At 31.8% G+C, this 20,621-nt stretch carries 20 protein-coding genes and 1 riboswitch; of the genes, 6 read left to right on the plus strand and 14 right to left on the minus strand.

Annotation, left to right across the window (positions count from 1 at the left end; all coding sequences use genetic code 11):
• Positions 1 to 11 precede the first annotated feature (11 nt).
• The 9 genes from upp to spoIIR all read right to left on the minus strand — a co-directional run bounded on the left by upp (position 12) and on the right by spoIIR (position 7,353).
• Positions 12 to 641: a uracil phosphoribosyltransferase gene (gene upp, locus ERL59_RS17015; protein ID WP_160647443.1), complete on the minus strand. Its 630-nt coding sequence runs from the start codon at positions 639 to 641 to the stop codon at positions 12 to 14.
• A gap of 272 nt (positions 642 to 913) precedes the next feature.
• Positions 914 to 1,246, minus strand: a complete 333-nt coding sequence (locus ERL59_RS17020; RefSeq protein WP_160647444.1) for a hypothetical protein — start codon at positions 1,244 to 1,246, stop codon at positions 914 to 916.
• Between the two features lie 420 nt (positions 1,247 to 1,666).
• Positions 1,667 to 2,914: a serine hydroxymethyltransferase gene (gene glyA, locus ERL59_RS17025; RefSeq protein WP_160647445.1), complete on the minus strand. Its 1,248-nt coding sequence runs from the start codon at positions 2,912 to 2,914 to the stop codon at positions 1,667 to 1,669.
• A gap of 23 nt (positions 2,915 to 2,937) precedes the next feature.
• Positions 2,938 to 3,510 (minus strand): TIGR01440 family protein, encoded by a 573-nt coding sequence (locus ERL59_RS17030; RefSeq protein ID WP_160647446.1) that lies wholly within the window; start codon positions 3,508 to 3,510, stop codon positions 2,938 to 2,940.
• A 60-nt stretch (positions 3,511 to 3,570) separates the two neighbouring features.
• The gene (rpiB, locus tag ERL59_RS17035) at positions 3,571 to 4,029 is read right to left on the minus strand and encodes a ribose 5-phosphate isomerase B (RefSeq protein WP_160647447.1); all 459 of its coding nucleotides are present in this window, start codon (positions 4,027 to 4,029) and stop codon (positions 3,571 to 3,573) included.
• Positions 4,030 to 4,122: 93 nt separating this feature from the next.
• A riboswitch (ZMP/ZTP riboswitch) is annotated at positions 4,123 to 4,204 on the minus strand.
• Positions 4,205 to 4,317: 113 nt separating this feature from the next.
• Positions 4,318 to 4,899 carry a low molecular weight protein arginine phosphatase gene (locus tag ERL59_RS17040; RefSeq protein ID WP_160647448.1) on the minus strand — a complete coding sequence of 194 codons (582 nt, stop codon included), beginning with the start codon at positions 4,897 to 4,899 and terminating at the stop codon, positions 4,318 to 4,320.
• Positions 4,900 to 4,941: 42 nt separating this feature from the next.
• Positions 4,942 to 5,502 (minus strand): manganese efflux pump MntP, encoded by a 561-nt coding sequence (locus tag ERL59_RS17045; RefSeq protein WP_160647449.1) that lies wholly within the window; start codon positions 5,500 to 5,502, stop codon positions 4,942 to 4,944.
• Between the two features lie 58 nt (positions 5,503 to 5,560).
• The gene (locus ERL59_RS17050) at positions 5,561 to 6,640 is read right to left on the minus strand and encodes an L-threonylcarbamoyladenylate synthase (RefSeq protein WP_160647450.1); all 1,080 of its coding nucleotides are present in this window, start codon (positions 6,638 to 6,640) and stop codon (positions 5,561 to 5,563) included.
• Positions 6,641 to 6,702: 62 nt separating this feature from the next.
• Entirely contained in the window at positions 6,703 to 7,353 is a 651-nt protein-coding gene (gene spoIIR, locus ERL59_RS17055; protein WP_160647451.1) for a stage II sporulation protein R, read from the minus strand.
• A gap of 175 nt (positions 7,354 to 7,528) precedes the next feature.
• Here spoIIR and ERL59_RS17060 point away from each other — a divergent pair, with 175 nt between their 5' ends.
• Positions 7,529 to 8,215, plus strand: a complete 687-nt coding sequence (locus ERL59_RS17060; protein WP_160647452.1) for a GntR family transcriptional regulator — start codon at positions 7,529 to 7,531, stop codon at positions 8,213 to 8,215.
• 74 nt (positions 8,216 to 8,289) lie between these two features.
• Positions 8,290 to 8,982 (plus strand): aspartate/glutamate racemase family protein, encoded by a 693-nt coding sequence (locus tag ERL59_RS17065; RefSeq protein WP_160647453.1) that lies wholly within the window; start codon positions 8,290 to 8,292, stop codon positions 8,980 to 8,982.
• 86 nt (positions 8,983 to 9,068) lie between these two features.
• Here ERL59_RS17065 and prmC read toward each other — a convergent pair whose 3' ends face one another.
• From prmC to sda, 4 genes are all read right to left on the minus strand, one after another.
• On the minus strand, positions 9,069 to 9,956 hold the full coding sequence (prmC, locus tag ERL59_RS17070) for a peptide chain release factor N(5)-glutamine methyltransferase (RefSeq protein WP_160647454.1): 888 nt from the start codon (positions 9,954 to 9,956) through the stop codon (positions 9,069 to 9,071).
• Position 9,957: 1 nt separating this feature from the next.
• The gene (gene prfA, locus ERL59_RS17075) at positions 9,958 to 11,028 is read right to left on the minus strand and encodes a peptide chain release factor 1 (RefSeq protein WP_160647455.1); all 1,071 of its coding nucleotides are present in this window, start codon (positions 11,026 to 11,028) and stop codon (positions 9,958 to 9,960) included.
• A 104-nt stretch (positions 11,029 to 11,132) separates the two neighbouring features.
• Positions 11,133 to 12,230 carry a redox-regulated ATPase YchF gene (gene ychF / locus ERL59_RS17080; protein WP_160647456.1) on the minus strand — a complete coding sequence of 366 codons (1,098 nt, stop codon included), beginning with the start codon at positions 12,228 to 12,230 and terminating at the stop codon, positions 11,133 to 11,135.
• A 204-nt stretch (positions 12,231 to 12,434) separates the two neighbouring features.
• Complete coding sequence (gene sda, locus ERL59_RS17085) at positions 12,435 to 12,575, minus strand: sporulation histidine kinase inhibitor Sda (RefSeq protein WP_160647457.1); 141 nt, start codon at positions 12,573 to 12,575, stop codon at positions 12,435 to 12,437.
• A 277-nt stretch (positions 12,576 to 12,852) separates the two neighbouring features.
• On the opposite strand from sda, the gene ERL59_RS17090 reads away from it, so the two are divergent.
• Together ERL59_RS17090 and ERL59_RS17095 are read left to right on the plus strand one after the other, a co-directional pair.
• On the plus strand, positions 12,853 to 15,099 hold the full coding sequence (locus ERL59_RS17090; protein WP_160647458.1) for a sensor histidine kinase: 2,247 nt from the start codon (positions 12,853 to 12,855) through the stop codon (positions 15,097 to 15,099).
• A complete protein-coding gene (locus ERL59_RS17095; RefSeq protein WP_160647459.1) occupies positions 15,081 to 17,372 on the plus strand; it encodes a sensor histidine kinase in 2,292 nt (763 codons plus the stop codon). Before ERL59_RS17090 ends, ERL59_RS17095 begins: the two co-directional genes overlap by 19 nt.
• Before the next feature lie 23 nt (positions 17,373 to 17,395).
• On the opposite strand, the gene ERL59_RS17100 is transcribed toward ERL59_RS17095, so the two are convergent.
• The gene (locus ERL59_RS17100) at positions 17,396 to 17,566 is read right to left on the minus strand and encodes a hypothetical protein (protein ID WP_160647460.1); all 171 of its coding nucleotides are present in this window, start codon (positions 17,564 to 17,566) and stop codon (positions 17,396 to 17,398) included.
• 95 nt (positions 17,567 to 17,661) lie between these two features.
• Here ERL59_RS17100 and ERL59_RS17105 point away from each other — a divergent pair, with 95 nt between their 5' ends.
• On the plus strand, positions 17,662 to 19,977 hold the full coding sequence (locus tag ERL59_RS17105) for an ATP-binding protein (RefSeq protein WP_160647461.1): 2,316 nt from the start codon (positions 17,662 to 17,664) through the stop codon (positions 19,975 to 19,977).
• Complete coding sequence (locus ERL59_RS17110; RefSeq protein ID WP_160647462.1) at positions 19,974 to 20,615, plus strand: response regulator transcription factor; 642 nt, start codon at positions 19,974 to 19,976, stop codon at positions 20,613 to 20,615. Before ERL59_RS17105 ends, ERL59_RS17110 begins: the two co-directional genes overlap by 4 nt.
• Positions 20,616 to 20,621: the final 6 nt, after the last annotated feature.

Genomic DNA, 20,621 nt, shown 5'->3' on the forward strand with positions numbered 1-20,621 from the left:
ATCCTTTAACGTTACTTTGTTCCAAATAAACGATCTCCTGCATCCCCTAATCCTGGAATGATATAACCTTTTTCATTAAGATGACTATCAATTGCAGCAACATATATATCTACGTCAGGATGTGCTTCTTGAACTGCTTTAACACCTTCTGGAGAAGCAATTAAACACATTAACTTCATTTGACTGCAATCATTGTTTTTTAATACTTGAATAGCCGCGTTCGCTGATCCCCCAGTAGCAAGCATTGGATCAATGACAATTAGTTCTCTTTCTTGAACATCAGTAGGTAATTTAGTGTAATATTCAACTGGCTGCAATGATTCAGGATCACGATATAAACCTACGTGACCTACTTTTGCTGTTGGGTGTAGTTTTAAAATACCATCTGTCATCCCTAATCCAGCACGAAGTATTGGCACCAAGCCAAGCATTCTCCCAGACATCACTTTGCAATTTGCGGTTGCAACTGGAGTTTGAACCTCTACTTCTTTTAGAGATAAATCTCTAGTAATCTCATAAGCCATTAACATGGCAACTTCATCTACTAATTGACGGAAGTCTTTCGTTCTGGTTTCTTTGTCTCGAATAAAAGTTAGTTTATGTTGGATCAAAGGATGGTCACATACAAATACCTTTCCCATTAATTCCTATCCCTCCTGAAAATAAATAAATCAATTTCTTTATCCGATATATAGAGTAACTTTTCCCTATACATATAAATAAAATGACTTCATTGTAACGACCGGATAAAACAATATGTCCTTAAACCTTAACTATTATAACATTTTGTTGTTGTAGTTACACCTTATATATTTGTTATCTTTTCCCAACGATAAAAAAACATCCTAGATCCAATTAACTAGCATGTTTTTTAAGATTTATATTGCTTTAAAAAAGCTGTCACCGCCTAGTTTCATTTATATGTTTTAAATAATTCTTCTATGTGACTTTCTGCTTTAAACAAACGTTTATTAAGTACGCCAATTTGATGATCACAGTAATCTACTTTAATTGAAATATTTTTAAGAAGAGCAAAAATGTCTTTAGGTTGACTTTCCTCAAGACGGTGAATACTTTGCTTGATTTCAGAAATATCAGAACGCATTTCATTCATTTCATTTCGAATTAACTCTGTTTCTGTTCGAAACTCAGCCCGCATTTCATTCATTTCGTTTCGAATTGCCTTTGATTCTGATTCTAAGGAATCTAACTTATTAAGAATTAGATTTAGGACTTTATCAGACATAGCCGTAACTCCTTTTATTGATACCACTTGTCCAAAGACGTGGGATTCTTGAGAGATTTAACCAAAGTACATTTCTGCTATCAGAGTATGCTTTATACTCTATGGACCGTATTTAACCAATAAAAAGACAATGTACGTAGATTCTTCTCTCGTTTTTACGGCTTGATATTGCCGTCTGTTACTATTTTAGTGTACAAAACTTGAATATAACACAAGTTAATTTTAATTATTGAATTATTTTCAAGTTTATTGTGGTGTCAAATAACAACTACCTGCCACTTTTAATCCTTTTGATTATATCATTTAAGGGAGAAAAAAACATATAAAAATCATTATCTAAGAGATGTGGTATATCCCAAAAAGGTGTTGGTTTTACAACCAACACCTTTCATATAATTTAATTTAGATTAAATATTAAAATTAATAAGTCAAATCTTCATACAATGGATACTTAGCAGTTAACTCTTTTACTAAACCTCGAGCTTTTTCTAACACTGCCTCATTTTCAGGATTTTTCAACGTCATCGCAATGATTTTGGCAATAGATTTCATTGCTTCCCCATCCATCCCTCTCGTTGTTACAGCTGGTGTTCCTATACGAATACCGCTTGTTACAAATGGGCTTGTTGGGTCAAATGGAATCGCATTTTTGTTCACTGTAATGTGGACTTCATCTAATACTTTCTCAGCAACCTTACCAGTAATATCTAAATTACGAGTATCTACTAAAATTAAATGATTATCTGTTCCACCTGAAATGATGTTTAATCCTTCAGCCTGTAAACTTTCTGCTAAGATCGCAGCGTTTTTCACAACATTTTTGGAGTAAGTTTTGAATTCAGGCTGAAGAGCTTCACCAAAAGCAACTGCCTTGGAAGCAATAACGTGCATTAATGGACCACCTTGTGAACCAGGGAATACAGCTTTATCTATTGCTCTTGCCCAAGGTTCTTTACAAAGAATCAAACCACCTCTTGGACCTCTTAGAGTTTTATGTGTAGTTGTGGTTACAAAATGAGAATGAGGAACTGGATTTGGATGTAATCCTGCAGCTACTAATCCTGCAATATGCGCCATATCCACCATCATTAACGCGCCAACTTCGTTTGCAATTTTACCTAATGTTTCAAAGTCAATAACTCTCGGATATGCACTTGCACCTGCAACGATCATTCTCGGTCTATGTTTAAATGCCAATTTACGTACTTCATCATAATCAATCATAAAATGATCTTCACTTACACCATAGGCTACAAAGTTATATAAAATTCCTGAAGCATTGACTGGGCTTCCGTGTGTTAAATGACCTCCATGTGCTAAATTCATACCAAGGACTGTATCACCAGGTTTTAAAGCTGCTAAGTAAACAGCCATATTAGCCTGGGCACCAGAATGGGGTTGAACATTGGCATGTTCAGCACCAAAAATTTGCTTGGCACGATCTCTGGCAATATCTTCAACAATATCAACATGCTCACAACCACCATAATAACGTTTACTTGGATATCCTTCAGCGTACTTATTGGTCAATACTGTACCCATCGCTTCCATAACTGCTGGAGTAACAATGTTTTCTGAAGCAATTAACTCTATATTATCTCGCTGCCTGCTTAATTCTAAATTTAAAGCTTTTAAAACTTCTGGATCTTGACCGCGTAAGTTTTCCATCTTCATAACATCCCCTTAAATTTTTATTTACAACGATGATTGTTGTTATTTATTTCATATACGGCTCTTTGCCCACCAATTAATTTTGGACGAGTGATTGCCATATTTACACGTGCTTTTCCAATTTGACGAAAAATAGGTCTTAAAGGAACTGCTACTTGTTTCAAATGCATACCAATTAAAGTTTCTCCGATATCTATCCCAGCATGTGCTTTAATATTTTCAACTACTACAGGTTCTTTTAAATGTTGATAAGCAAAAGTGGCCATCGATCCACCAGCTTTTGCAACAGGTATCACGGAAACTTCTTCAAGAACATATTGTTGTAAAACCTCTCTTTCAACAACAAGTGCTCTATTTAAATGTTCACAGCATTGAAAGGCAACATAAAAATCCAAATCCTTTTGAACGGATTGAATACCTTTATAAATTTCTGAAGCTACCATCTCAGCACCTGATGTTCCAATGTGCTGACCTAATACTTCACTGGTACTCGTTCCTATCACAATCATTTGTTGAGGTTTAATGTTCCCCTCTGTTATGAGCTGTCTCGTTATTTCTTCAACCTGTTTACTCATTTTCTCTAGTTTATTCATCTAGATTTTCACCACCATAGTTGATGAGTTTCTTATTAAGTGTGCACTTCATCCTAGTCATTAAGGATGTATAGTGGCTTCCTTTTCTATTGTATTCATTTTATTAATTCTATTCACATGTCTTTCTTCGTTCGAAAATTCTGTTTCAATCCATATTTTTACTATATCTATTGCTAATCCAGGTCCGATTACTCTTTCACCCATAGCAAGAACATTGGTATCATTATGTTCTCTTGTTGCTTTAGCAGAAAATGTATCATGAACTAACGCGCAACGAATACCTGGATATTTATTTGCTGCAATAGACATGCCAATACCTGTTCCACATATTAAGATTCCTTTGTCTGCATCACCATTCAATACTTTCTCACAAACTGGAATCGCATAATCTGGGTAATCAACTGAATCAGAACAATCACAACCTACATCAATCACTTCATGACCAAGCTTGATAATAAAATCTTTAATATTATTTTTTAGATGGTACCCACCATGATCTGCTCCAAGTGCTACTTTCATTATGATCATTCTCCTTTACCAAAAGTTCGTGAATGATAGAAGGGGTGCATGATCCCCTAAGTGCAAAAAAAGAGCAGCAGACATAAATGTCTATGCTCCTGCCCAGGCGACCGGCCGTATTACTCGGTGCTCCATTGTGGTAATTTCCACTTTGTCGCCAGTTACACCGAATTCTTCACGTATAATGTTATCATAGCGTAATTATTTAACAATTACAACTCAATAATGCAACAAAATGGTGCCTAAATTTTCTTTTGATTCAACAACAATTCCCAAAAAAATGCACCTTTATTTTTCTGTTTTAAATCTGATTAAAAGTTTATTTAAGTAATCTTCAATTTCCTCTGCAACCATTTTATAATCTACAATCGTCCCTCCATAAGGATCAGCTATATCATAATCAGGTAAGTTTGATTCCAATTCCATTAGTTGTTGTTTTAAATGGTTGGGTATTTCTTCACCTAATGATAATCTCATTTGTAAATCAGCTATTAACTTTTCTCTTTCTACAATAAGGTCCATTACTTCTGCACTATCTTCAACATACTCTTTTAAAGTAAACGTTTTTTCCGCTGCTTGTGGGTAATATTCTATGATGTGACGTTTATGATTCATTGTCATTGCAAAAATATAATCCGCCCAATTCACCCACTCTTCTGTTACTTTATTAGAGACGATCTCATTTGATAAACCTTTTTCCTTTAATATTTTTGCAGCATTTTCTGAAATGGTATGATGATCTATAGCAAATACTCCCGCAGAACGTATTTCTATATCTAATCCTTCTTTATGAACTAAACCGGCAAAAATGCCTTCTGCCATGGGACTTCGACAAGTATTTCCAGTACAAACAAATAAGATATGTTTCATAAAAGAAAATCGTCCTCCTAGTCTGATGTAACCTATCGTACTCTATATTAAAAATTTAATCCCAAATACTAACAAAATAATTCCACCTATAGCTTCGCCATATTCACCTAAACTTAAAGAGATAGATCTTCCTAACAATAATCCTAATATAGATAGTGTTCCTCCAAATATACCAAATAATAATACAGTTAATATAATATCTGAAGAGAATAATCCAAGTGATATGCCTACTGAAAATGAATCAATACTTACACTTAATGAAAATATCAATATCCCCCACAAAGTACTATGATCAAACGCCTGAACTTTCTCTCCTCTTAAAGAACTATATACCATATGCAGACCTAATAATACAAGCAAAGTCCCGCCTGCAATTAAAGCAACATCATCTAAAATTGTACTTACATATTTACCAGTAAACAGCCCCATAAGCGGCATCATGATGTGAAAAAAGCCAACAATCAAACTAATTTTAAAAATGTCTAATAGTCGAATTCCTCTCATTCCGATTCCTACCCCTAAAGAAAAAGCATCCATCCCTAAGGCAATTGCCATAATTAGGATCGTTATAAATTGACCTAATTCAACTGAAACGATTGTCATGCTATCTCCCCCATGTCCACTATTCTTTAAACAATATGCGGACATGAAGTGAAACATGCTATACTTGTACCACTTGATTTCCAGATGCTTTCCTCAAGCGATTCATGACAGCTAGTCCTATCCCTTCTTCAGAGCAACCTTCTGCAAATATAGTTGTTATTTTATTTTCATCAAACATTCTTAAAGCTGCATATAAATCATGTGCAGCTTCATCTATCCTGCTTTGACTGCCATAAGCAATAACCAGATCTGCATCGTAATCTTTTTCTCTTTCAATAAAAGTGAGTATACCTGTTTTTTCACCTCGCCCTTTCGCTTCATCAATTGCGGATTGAATAGTTAGCATCACCTTTTGCTTATTTTCTCCTTTTATAATGGTTAATGACCCATTGGGAGCATAATGTTTGTATTTTATCCCTGGTGAGCGAGGTATTTGTTCATGATTTAACGATTTATCTGGAACTTCTTTTTCATATGAAAATTCAACAAAAGGAGTAATCTCCTGCAACTGTGATTTTGTAATACTTCCTGGACGTAAAATATAGATGTAATCCTCTTTTATTTGTATTACGGTAGATTCTATCCCTACACCTGTTTCACCACCATCAATTAGTCCTTTAATACGCCCATCTAAATCCTCTTTTACATGTTTAGCTTCTGTTGGACTTGGTTTGCCAGAACGATTCGCACTAGGTGCTGCTATAGGACGATTTGCTTGTTCAATTAATTTCAAAGCGATAGGGTGATCTGGCATTCTAACGGCAACTGTATCTAATCCTGCAGTTACTTTTTTAGAAAGTTTAGCCTCTTTCTTTAGTGGTAGAATCATCGTTAAAGGTCCAGGCCAAAAACGATCCATAATCTGGTTTGCCTTGTCAGTAACAGAATCCACTAAACCTTGTAATTGATTTTTATTTGAAATGTGTACGATGAGTGGATTATCTGCTGGTCTGCCTTTAGCTTGGAATATCTTGCTTACGGCTTCGGTAGACGTAGCATCAGCGCCTAATCCATATACGGTTTCTGTTGGAAAAGCAATGGTATTCCCCATTTTAATTTCTGATGCAGCTTCTTGGATAACCAGTGCAAACTCATTACCTTTTATTTGCTTATTTAAATTCCAATAGATTGTTTCCATGCTTTATAGTGTCCTCTTAATTAAGTAAATATAATATAGAATTATACTTTGTATGTTGCCATTTAAGCAAATACCCCTTTAATAGAGTTTGTAATACTTACAATTAAATCCCAAAGAAAAAACCGAGCCTCAGGTTGTTCTTTTGTTTCTGAAGTACTGCTTATCTCCACTTCATCCTGATTTTTATTTACATCTTCTTGTGTTATGGCTTCCCCAGTTGTAACATCAACAAAACATAAAGGTGGAAAAAGAACACACCACCAATTCTGACCCTGCCCTTCACCTACAATAACACGCAACGCTTCATAAACTCCAGCAGGGTACACTTTATTACCATACATTTTCGTAGGAAAATCAAATTCTCCTAACTCAACAGAATACGATTCTCCAAAACCGTTATCTTGTAATACCTTACCTACAAGTGCTTCTATTTGATTCATATGGGACATGACCATTGCTCTTGCATCCGTAATTTGGTTAGGTTTAATCACCCAATCATTCATATAGTTCACAATTTCATTACGAATCTCCCCTTTAATCCACTGATCACGAGCTGAATCTGAATTCGCTAATATTCTTAGTCGAATGGATTCTTCTGGAATTGTGTTTTCAATTAAAGTTGCATGAGCCTGCTGATATTCCCAATTCATAAATAACATAATAAGAACAAAACTAAGATAAATATATGATTTCCATTTGGAAGGTCTTAACATTAGAACTTCGCTCCCTTTGTATATGATCTATCACTTAGTTTGTCCATGGAAAGGCAGAGTTAAACCTATAAATCTATCAATCTATCAATTTAATTTAAGAATGAATTGATTCATTGACATAAATATATATATGCGATATATTGCATATAACAGCGAAAAAAGGAGTGTTAATTCGATGCCAATACCAAAAAATTTTGCATCTCCATCAAGGATTACGGCTAAAGAAAGAGCACTTAATCAAATACAAAGATGGATTATAGAAGGGACACTTGAACCTGGAGAAAAAATATACGATGCAGAAATTTCTGAAGCATTAGGCATTAGCAGGACGCCTGTTAGAGAAGCCTTATTGTTACTTGAAACACAAGGACTCATCGAGATGCATCCTGGAAAAGAAACGAAAGTAACAACAATCACAAAGGAAGATGTTAAGAAAATATACCCCCCGCTAGCCACTTTACATGCGTTAGCAGCAGAAGAAGTTGCAGAAACCATATCAGTTGAAAAAATTGAACAATTAAAAGACATTAATCACCAATTTGAATTAGCCATTCAATTAAAAGAACCTTATAAAGCGATGGAAACAGATGAACAATTTCACAATTTTATTATTGAACTAGCTGATAACTCATACATTACTCATTTTTGTTCTATTTTGGACCTTCATGTTCGTCGGTTGAAGTATTTATTTTTAACACACGAATTTTTATCTCAAGAAGATTCTATTCATGAACACAAATTAATAATTGATGCTTTTCTTAAGCGTGATAAAGAAAAAGCAGCCAGCATTATGAAACAAAACTGGATAGGACCTTTAGAAAATGTTTATCAATTAATGGAACTTCAGGAACATGAGGAGTAAATCTTATTTATTTTTTTAAATTTCTATTTTCATTTTGATTAAAATCAATAATTTTCATTTGAGGAGGAAAATGGATGAAAACAATTGGGTTACTTGGTGGTTTGAGTTGGGAATCATCTGCAATTTATTACAAACTAATAAATGAAAGAGTAAAAGAAAAACTAGGTGGTCTTCATTCTGCAAAAAGTATGTTGTATTCTGTAGATTTTCAAACGTTTAAGGATTTGCAATATGAAGGAAAATGGGAAGAAGCAACAACGGAACTTATCAATGCAGCTAAACAATTAGAAAAAGGTGGAGCTGATTTCTTAGTCATTTGTACGAATACAATGCATAAAATGGCACCTGAAGTACAGGAATCCATTTCAATTCCTTTATTGCATATTGCAGATATTACTGGTAAACAGATTAAATCAGCAGGTATAAAAAAAGTGGGTTTATTAGCTACCAATTTTACAATGGAGCATGATTTTTATAAAGACAAACTTTCTAATTATGACTTAGAAGTTATGGTCCCAAATGAGATGGATAGAAAAATCGTTCATGATACAATTTATAATGAACTATGTTTGGGAAATGTAAATGAAAACTCCAAAAAACAATACCTAGATATAATTGAGAAACTAATTCATAATGGTGCAGAAGGAATTATACTTGGATGTACTGAGATCACGATGTTAATAAATGAAGGGGATATAAATGTTCCAGTATTTGATACGACTAAAATTCATGCTATAAAATCTGCAGATTATGCTTTACAAGCATAACATCTTTTTTAACATAATACATTTTACGGACGCGGTCAGAAGATTAATTATCTTACCGCGTTCTTTTGTTTATTAACATTAAGTTGTTAAAATTTTATGATTGCTACTACATGCCTTTCAATATCCGCTAAATCTTTTACTATATAAACTTCATTCCAATGATTCAATGACTGTAACCATTCTGCTACTTGTTTTGCTTGTCCTTGCCCAACTTCAAATCCAACAATTTTGGGATACTTAGGCAAGTCACTTAGCTGTTTTATCATTTTTTCATAAAAATAAAGACCATCTCCACCTACTTCCAATGCATTTAACGGTTCATAATCCTTTACTTCTATTTGTAAATCTTTCATATCCTGTGAAGGAATATATGGAGGATTAGAGATAAGAACATCAATCTCTATATTATTTTCAATAAGTGGGAACAGCAAGTCACCCTGAACAAATTCAATCTGATTCATGACATTATGCTTTTTGGCATTTTGTTTCGCTACTTGAATCGCCTGATCTGATATATCAACAGCAATGAATTCCCACGAAGGGTTGTGTACAGCTAAAGTAATAGGAATTATTCCAGATCCTGTACCAATATCTGCTATAACAGGTTCTCGATCTCGCCACAATTGTCTACATTCTTGCATCATTTTTTCAACTAGGATTTCAGTTTCTGGCCTTGGAATTAGTACCGCATCGGTAACTTTAAAGTTCAACCCATAAAATTCTTGAATGCCAATAATATATTGAACAGGTTCACCTTTTGCTTTTCTGTTCAACATGTCCTTCCACTTCTCTCTTTTCTCAATTGGAAAAGGTTCGTGCCAACGCAAATAAAAGTCGTTATGTTTCCATTCTAACAACGCTTCTAACATCCATCTGCAAACTTGTGAAGGTTCTTGTGTATTTTTATTATTTGATTCCTTTAAAAAAGAAGAAGCCTCTATAAAGGCTTCTCTAACGGACATTTGCTGATTCATGTTACCCTTCCTCATTTTCCATTAATTCCGCTTGTGCTTCTACAGTAAGAGCAGCAATTACCTCTTCTATTTCTCCTGATAAAACTTGATCCAATTTATGCAACGTTAGACCAATACGATGATCTGTTACACGGCTTTGAGGGAAATTATAAGTGCGAATTCTCTCACTTCGGTCACCTGTACCAACCTTGCTCTTACGTTCATCTGCGTATTTGGCTTGCTCTTCCTGTTGGATTTTATCATAAATTCTGGCTCTTAACACTTGCAAAGCCATTTCTTTGTTGGAGTTTTGTGATTTACCATCCTGGCAAGTTGCCACGATGCCTGTAGGAACATGTGTAACGCGCACAGCAGATTTAGTAGTATTAACGGACTGTCCACCCGCTCCACTTGAACAAAATGTATCTACTCGAATATCACTGTCTTTAATATCTACTTCAACATCTTCCGCTTCAGGTAACACACCTACTGTAGCTGTAGAAGTATGAATGCGTCCACCAGATTCAGTCGTAGGAACTCTTTGCACACGATGTGCACCACTTTCAAACTTTAGTTTGCTGTATGCACCTTTTCCTTTTACCATAAAAATAATTTCTTTAAATCCGCCTAAATCATTTACATTGGCTTCAAGTATTTCTGTTTTCCACCCTTGTAAATCAGCATATCTTGTATACATCCGATACAGATCTCCAGCGAATAAGGCAGCTTCATCACCACCTGCTGCTCCACGTATTTCTACAATGACATTTTTATCATCATTAGGATCTTTAGGAAGTAAAAGGATTTGAATCTTTTCCTCTAACTCTGTTTTTTTAGTTGAAGATTCTTCAAGCTCCATTTTAACTAAATCACGCATTTCATCATCTAGTTTTTCATTGATCATGGATTTAGCTTCTTCATATTGTTCTATAACAGATTTATATTCTGTGTATGATTCATACACTTCTTGTAAATCAGATTGTTCTTTAGACAATTCTCTTAATCTTTTCGCATCATTGGCTACATCTGGATCACATAATAACTCACTAAGTTTCTCATAACGATCAGCCAAAGATTGGAGTCGATCTAACATCATTCCCACCCCTTTTGAGCGTATTAAAAATTCATTCACAAAATTAATATCACTTATCTATTTATTCCTAAAAAATATTATTAAATTGAAGGCACGATGTCAACTTACACATTAAACCTAAAGTGCATAATATCCCCATCTTTAACAACATAATCTTTACCTTCTAATCCTAATAATCCTTTTTCACGAGCAGCTCCCATGGATCCACAAGCTATTAAATCATCATAAGCAACAACTTCGGCACGAATAAAACCTCTCTCAAAATCCGTATGAATAACACCCGCTGCCTGTGGTGCTTTTGTTCCTTGACGAATGGTCCACGCTCTAACCTCTTGTTCACCTGCTGTAAAATAAGTCTCCAATCCTAACAGTTTATATGCTGCTTTAATTAAACGATCTAAACCTGATTCAGTAATCCCAAGCTCTTCTAAAAACATTTCTTTGTCTTCACCTTCAAGCTCAGCAATTTCAGATTCAACCTTCGCACTGATCACCACTACTTCAGCACCTTCTTGTTCAGCAAGTTCTTTTACTTTGACTACATATTCATTATCTTCTTGGCCAACTTCATCTTCACCTACATTTGTTGCAAACAATACAGGTTTCATTGTTAATAAATGAAGGTCACGAATCAACAACTTCTCATCATCGGTTAATTCTAAACTTCTGGCAGGTTTATCTTCATATAACACAGCTTTTACTTTCTCTAGACATTCCACTTCAGCTGCGTACTGCTTATTTCCACCTTTCATATTTTTACGTGAACGGTCGATTTTACGTTCCACAGATTCAATGTCTGCTAAAATCAATTCCAAATTAATCGTTTCGATATCACTAATTGGATCAATCGTTCCAGATACATGAGTAATATTCTCGTCCTGAAAACAACGAACAACGTGGACAATCGCATCTACTTCACGAATGTTAGCAAGAAATTTATTTCCTAAACCTTCACCTTTACTTGCTCCTTTTACTAGTCCAGCAATATCTACAAATTCAAATGCAGTTGGAACTACCTTTTTCGGGTTAACAAGTTCTGTTAATTTGTATAATCTTTCATCAGGGACTTCCACCACACCAACATTTGGATCAATCGTACAAAAAGGGTAATTCGCTGATTCCGCACCAGCTTGCGTAATTGCGTTAAATAATGTCGATTTACCTACATTAGGTAATCCAACAATGCCTGCTTTTAAAGCCATCTATGTCAACTCCATTCAATTAATAAGCCACCAAATTCACTTCCACTATTATATAGTAGTCACAGTATATTGTCATCTTTACTCAACCCTTAAAAGTAATCAATATACTAAAATAAAAAAAAAGAAGATGAAGCGATTCCCTCAGTCGCTCCATCTCCATCTATGGGAGATACTCCTTGCTGGTAAAACTTTCAAGGATTAAATTTAATGACACACATCATCATGGATGTTGATATTTCTTCTTTTTATCTCTTCATAAAGAAGGCAAATAAATCTCTGATCTAAATTGAATTCCTTAGCCTCTAAAAAACATTCAATTAAACGTAGATCACTTAAGTTATGCATAATCTTTTTCTTCCTCCTTCAAGAAATAAAAATTATTAATTGTGTGCTTTAAATTAATCCCTGTTAATGGTAATTATAAGTAAAGTGGAATGGAAATTCAGCGTAAACTTGTTTCATTAAAATGCAAACTTTACGCAATTAACTTTCATTAACTTGTATATCCAATATAATAAGATATACAACCTTTACCAGTAGTACCATTTCAGTTTGTTATTAATGTCTATTAAATTTGGAAATTAAACACTACAATCAACTTTTCAGTGTGGGGGATTTTGACATGAAGAAGAAACTGAGCATAACATTACTAATATGTTTAATCACCATCGCGCAAGCATGGTTTATTTATATTACTTTTAGTTATCCTTATGCTGGTGCTTTTTTAGATAAAAATGAAGCAGACCAGTGGGTGATTGAAAGTTTCGATTCTATTGGTATAGATCTAGGATTAGAAGTGGATGATATTATTTTAGAGGTTGATCATTTTAACGCAGATCAACATTTTACAATTCAAAAATTCCGTAGTTTAGAACATTTTCAGCATGCTGTAGTGCTTCGTAATGGTAAAATCATTGAAATTACAACAGAAAATTCAGCTGCTCTATCTGTTTTTGAAGTTGTCATTCTACTAACATCTATTCCTTGTTTATTATTTGTTTATTTACTGAATGTCTATATGCCTCAATCAAAATCTGCAATATATTTAAGTGTTGTCCATTTTCACTTTTTTATTGCTTTTTCTTCTGTCGGTGCTTCTAATAGAGGAGATATTTTAGCAAAAATAATAGTGTACACATTAGTAGCAAGTGCTCCAATCTTTTTCTTACATTTTTTGTATGAACTATTAAAAGAAAAGGGTGATATTACAAAATCGACTCAAGTATTTAAGTATTTTTATCTGAGTATCATTTTTTTTGTGTTTATACAATTATTATATTTTACAAATTTGCCCCAGCTTTTTAACTTTCACACATTGAATCGAAATATCGTGATGTGTTTATTCTTAATTGGAATCATTCTAAACTTTATTTTTCTAACTTATACATACTTTAAATATAAAAAATCTTATTCCTCTACAATTATAAAAGTAATCTCGATATCTCTGTTAGTGTCATTTGGACCCGTTTGTTTATTTTCATTTATTCCGGAGTTATTAACGGGACAACTTTGGATCGATACAAAATACACACTATGGTTTATCATGTTCTTACCATTTTCATTCACTTATTTAATCATTTCAAATCAAGTCTATGATTTAAATATCATCACTCGAAGAGTTATGTTTATCATTTGCTATTCTTTCCTTCCGAGCATAGTTATCCTTACTATATATATTTTTTTAATCAAACCAGGCATATCCTTCAAGCAACTAATAGTGACCCTTCTAACAACTTCCCTTATTTTATTTATAACCTTATCCTCAACACGATACATGGTCAACAGATTTGAGAAGTGGATCCATCCTAAAAGACACACTTTAAAAAAAAGTTTAAATCAAATTGTTGAAAAATTAGGAACAATCACGAACTTTCACGAATTTAGATCCATCATATTACCCGAAATTATCCAATTGTATAAAGTTCATGGTGCCGCCATTATTTTAATTTATAAAAATAATTATGAATCAATTAGTGAAGGGAAAATTGATGTAAAAGAAGTTAAAAACTTATTAGAATCTCCCAAAGATTTAGAAGAACATCTCTTTTACACTAGTTATGAGATTAATAGGCATACCGAATATACAAGTTATTTAGTTTTAACAAAAAAAATAAATAATACTGTGTTAGGACTAGAGGAAAAACAATGGCTGATTCTAATTTGCTCCTATTTAAAAATATGTTTAGAAAACATTTATTATTTACGTAAATTACGTTTTGAATTACAAGAAAAAGAAAGATTTCGTATTGCTACAGACCTACATGATTCTACAATGCAGGATCTATTCTATTTAAAAAGAAGATTAGGGGCAGTAAAACATAATGAAAGTGTGAATGAAGAAGAGAAAAAAGAAATAGCTAATCTTTTAGATTACATAGATATCATTAACTTGAGTTTAAGACAAGGGTGTTTTGAATTGTATCCATATACTATACAGGATATGGGATTAAATCAAGCTATTCATAAACTTATTGATCAACTTCATTTAACCCATGATCTAGAAATTAACTTCAAAGAAATCAATGAAATAGAGAATTATAGTATGGATGAAAAACGGCAACTCTTCCGTATCATACAAGAACTTGTTAATAACACCATTAAACATGCTCAAGCAACTAAAGTAAACGTTACTACAAAAATAATAGAAGGTATGCTTCATCTGATATACGAAGATGATGGAGTTGGCTTTGATGTTAAACATAGATCTAAATATTCGAGTGAACGATCCGAGTCAGGTTTAGGTCAAATTCGATATCGTGTCATAGATTTAAATGGTAAATTAAAAATAAAGTCCAATGTAAGTAAAGGTGTTCAAATTCATATGATGTTTCCAATGGAAGAGGAACAGAAATGGGGACTATCCAGTTGAATAAAAAGATACTAGTCACAATATTAATTACAATATTTATTGCCATTCAATGTTGGTTTGTTTTTCTAACAATGAAATATCCTTTTACAGGTATCTCATTAAAGCAAAATGATTTAAATGAATGGACTATTACTAAAGTCAATATCAAAAGTATACATTCTCCCCAAAGTCTCAAAGTTGGAGATGTAGTCTTACAGGTAAATTTTCAAGATGTTCAAGAACATCACACCGTTCAAAAAAGGAATAGGCTCGAACAATTTGAATATCTAACAGTGTCAAGAGATGGTACAATTTTTGAAGTCAAATCAGATCAAATTTCTAGTTTTGCTATATATGGTATAATCCCTTTAATCTATGGGCTTATTAGTTATTTGCAAGGTATTTTACTAATTATTAAAGCACCTCAATTAAAATCTGCTAAAATATTAGCCCTTATTTTTGCTACCAGTGGGCTAACATTTGTTGCAGTCAGTGCATCTTTAAGAATGGATATAATAGGAAGATCAGTCATGATGTCATGTGTTATGATTATTCCTGTTTTATTTTTACATTTTTTATTTATTTTATTTAAGGAAAAGACAGAAATACATCAGACACCGACAACTATTCTTAATTACTTATATTTTGTTGTACTATTGACGAGTATTTCTCAAATATTAGGATTTTTTAATACACCAAGTCGAATTGCATTTTATTCATTCATTACAAATTTCACTATGATCTTCTTTCTAATTGGGTTAATAATTAATTTTATATATTTATTATATTCTTATCGTAAATATCATAAAGAACAATCCTATACCTCTACATTAATTAAAACAATCTGGTTTTGTTTATTCGTCACTTCAGCGCCTTTTAGCTTACTTTCATTTGTTCCTGACCTACTTTTTGGAAAAGAATTGATTAACTCATTTTATACGGTATTATTTTTCTTTTTCTTCCCTTCTACATTTGCTTATCTAATTCTTTCTAAACAAATGTTAGATATTGATGTAGTTATAAGAAGAGTTTTATATACCTTCTTTTTCTCAATTATCCCTAGCATTATAATAGTCATATTCATATCTATTATCTTTGAAATAAAAATCACAACTCAATATTTCATAATAGTATCTTCATTTACGTTAATCACTTTATTTTTATCATTGTTTTCAATAAAGTATTTCCTTTTAAAACTGGAAAATACCATATTCCCTCATCGAAGTGGTTACAAAAAATCATTGGATCATATTCTTGAAAAACTTGCTTCTATTACAAACTTTCGTGATTTGAAAGAAGAAATATTAACAGATATTGTGAACCTGTTTAAAGTACATGGAGGGGGCATTGTATTAAAATATAAAGATAAAACTGAAACAATTCATACAGGGAAAATTGATGTTAACGAAGTGGAAAAATTATTAGATTCAACTTTGCTAATTGAAGAATATCCAGATTATTCTTTATTTCAAATAAATCTACATCAAGAATATACAAGTTATTTAATACTTACTAAGAAAAAAAACAATTCTAAATTAGGATTAGAAGAAACACAGTGGATGAATCTTATTATTTCCTATATGAAAGTTAGTTTAGAAAATATTTATTTTATTCGAAAATATGCTTTTGAACTACAAGAAAAAGAAAGATTTCATATTTCTATTGATTTACATGATTCAACCTTGCAGGATTTATTACTATTAAGGAGAAAAATATCTATATTAGTAGAAAAAAGCACTTCTTTAAAAGTGGAACAAGAAATAAAAAATATTATAAATTATGTAGACATGATAAATGTGGGCTTGAGACAAAACTTTTTTGAACTGAATCCATATTTAATAAAAGAAACGGGTTTAATTAAAGCAATTGAGCAACTAGTAGATCAAGAAAAAGCAATGAATACTTTTAATATTAAATTCACAACTAAGCATGCTAATATTATTGAAAATATTAATTTAGAAGTAAAACAACATGTTTTTCGTATTATTCAAGAGCTTATTAATAATACAAAAAAACATGCCGAAGCATCAAATGTATCTATGGAGATTAAAGGACTACATCAAGTACTCTATTTAAAATATGAGGATGATGGAGTCGGTTTTAATTCTAATCATTTAAAATACAAAATAAGTGAACTTAAAGGAATGGGCTTAGAGCAAATTCGTTATAGAGTCAATGACTTAGGTGGAGAAATAAAAGTAGATTCCAGTGAAGGTAACGGGGTAAGGTATATTTTTATAATTCCATCTCATATTTTTGTTTATAAAAATTTGTCTAAGATTCATAATATATAAATATGAATAAATAACTACTAGAATCATAACCAATCTTTACATACCTTTGATTGTATTCTATTTGAAAAGACGTTTTCTAAAACACCTTTTTCTATAAAAGATAAAGGAGAGTTTTTTAATATATCAGTTGAGCTATGTTTCTTCATTTCTAACACTATATTATGTAATTCTGGTGACCAAGCAATAATTTGCACAAGATACAACCTCACTTTTTATAAAAAGAATATTATATACCTTATTTAACAACTATATCAATACATCATTTAAATTTATTGGAGGTTAGAAGGTGATGAATAGGAAACTATTAAATAGATTGATCTTAATAACACTAGTTGGAATACAATTTTGGTTTATTTTTATAATATTAAATTACCCTAGTACTGATATTACTTTATATCAATCTCAAGAGAAGAAATGGATTGTGGAAGATTTAGATAATAATAGTATTGATATTGGGCTCCAAAAAGGAGATGTGATTCTGAAAATTAATCAAAATGAACCTGATTTACATTTTACTGTTCAAAAATGGAGAGATATTAACCAATTTGAAACACTAATAGTATCTAGAAATAATATGGAACTTGAAATAAATCGCGACAACATAAAAATTTTAACAATATTCGATAAGATTTTATTAGCAATGTCCTTATTATGTCTATTAATTACTTATGTACTGTATAAACAAGCTGATAGTTCTAAATCATCTCAATATTTATCAATGGTATTTATTGCTATAGAATTCACATTAATTAGCGTAGATACTTCAATTAGAGGCGACATATTAGGCAAAATTTTCACTAGTTTTTTTGTCATGCTTATGCCTATCCTGTTTTTACACTTTTTAATTGTATTATTAAAAGAAAAATCAAATGCTGTTATCTCAACGAAATATCTTTCTTTTCTTTATAGTTTTATAATTATTTTGAACTTTCCTTTATTTTTTATCTATTTTTTAAATTCCCCGCTAACTTATTATGTTTATATATTTAATAAATACATCGTCATGATTTGTTTTTTAGTCGGTCTTCTTCTTAACTTTATATTCCTGACAAATATCTATATCAAATATAAAAAGGAAGAATCTTATATTTCTACTTTAATTAAAACAATCTGGATATCTTTATTTATCTCTACATTTCCTTTTAGTTTCTTTTCATTTTTACCTAATATATTATTTGGTGAGGAATGGATTGATTCATTTTTTACTTGTTGGTTTGGATTATTGTTTCCATTATCATTTGCTTATCTGCTTTTATCAAAAAAGCTTTACGATATCGATATAATATTCAGACGTTTTTTATTCACTATTATAATTTCGATCATTCCTAGTGGAATAATAGTATTTTCTAATGAACTTACTCATGCTAATAACCTATTAACACATTATATAGTCAGTTTTATCATTACTACTTTTATATTATCATTATTATTATACTCTTTTGAATACCTTACAACTAAATTTCAACGAATTATTTTTCCTAAGAGATATTATTTAAATAATGCACTTAAAAAAATATCACAAAATCTTAGATCTATATCTAGTTTTCATGAATTAAAAGATATTACACTCGTGGATATTGTTAACACAATGAATGTGTTTGGTGGAGCTATTATATTTAAATATAATGATTCAATTGAGACCATAAGCGAGGGAGATATCGATTTAAATAAAGCAACCAAAATGATAGAAACGAATGAAGTTGACGATGACTACATATGTTTTGAAATTACTGACCACGAGGAATACACAAGTTACTTAGTTTTAACAAGGAAAAAAACAAATACAGTGATTGGAATGGAAGAAAGCCAATGGATAAACTTAATCATAACATACTTGGCCGTTAATTTAGAAAATCTCTATTTGATACGTAAACTAACGATGAAACTAGAACAGTTAGCCGTACATATTCCTGATGAAAAAACTGCAAATGAATTTTTATGGTTTCGTAAATTTATGTTTGAATTGCAAGAAAAAGAACGTGTTCGAATAGCAACTGACCTACATGATACTACTATGCAGGATCTATTCTTCTTAAAAAGAAGATTAAATTCATTAATAGAAATGAATGATATGAATCATAAACATACCAATGAAATTAAAAACATAGTTAGCTACGTAGAAATTATTAATGTCAATTTGCGGCAAAGCTGTTTTGAATTGCACCCTTATTTACTACAAGAAACAGGCCTAGTTCATGCTATTAGAAAGCTAATTCAACTAGAATCGACAATGAATACATTTGAAATTGAGTTTAGTGTAGGGAATGAATATCAAATTGAAAAGAGAAATATCGATGTTAAAAGCCATATCTTTCGAATGATCCAAGAAATGATTACGAATACAAAAAAACATGCACAAGCTACTAAAGTAAATATATCACTCCATATTATGAATCATGAAATAAAACTTCATTTTGAAGATAACGGAATTGGATTCAATGGAAAAATAAATAAAGAACAAGATACACTACAATCAGGAATGGGAATGGAACAAATCAAAAGTCGTGTTTTATATTTAAATGGTCAATTAAAGGTTGAATCTAGTATCGGAAAAGGGGCTAAGTTCTGGATTACCCTACCAGATAAGGAGGAGAAAACAGCATGAATACATGTACAAAAAATGTTTTAATCGTAGATGACCATCCTTTAGTTGCAAAAGCTACAAAACATCTACTAGAAAAAAATGAATTCATTCAAGTCATAGACATGGCCTATAATGGTAAACAATGTTTAGAACTGATGGCATTACATCAACCTGAAATTGTTTTTTTAGATTACCGTCTGCCTGATATGACAGGTGTTGAAATTGCTGAACAGATTAGAGAAAAATATCCAAATACATTGATCATTATTTTTTCAGGAATCGATATTACGGATCTCACTAATAAATTAATAGAGTTAAAAGTGTGTGGAATTATATCTAAAGAATCCAGTGAAACTACGATTATGAATATGGTTAATTGTATTTTAGATGGGCATACGATGTTACCTTTTTCTATGTACCATCAAATGAGGATGATGAGTATAAATCATAATCCTATTGAAAGCAGATTAAATGATGATGAGATTAAAATTATGACCTTAATAGTTAAAGGCGCTACACATGAACAAGTTGCAGATGAAATCCATCTCAGTAAACGTTCTGTCGATAATTATTTAAAGAAAATATATGGAAAATTAAATGTAAAAACAAAAGTACAAGCGATAGAAAAATTCGTTCAAATGAAAACGCAGAACAATTAACTAGGA

This window comes from Chengkuizengella marina (genome assembly GCF_009910845.1).
Classification (GTDB): Bacteria; Bacillota; Bacilli; order Paenibacillales; family KCTC-33759; genus Chengkuizengella; species Chengkuizengella marina.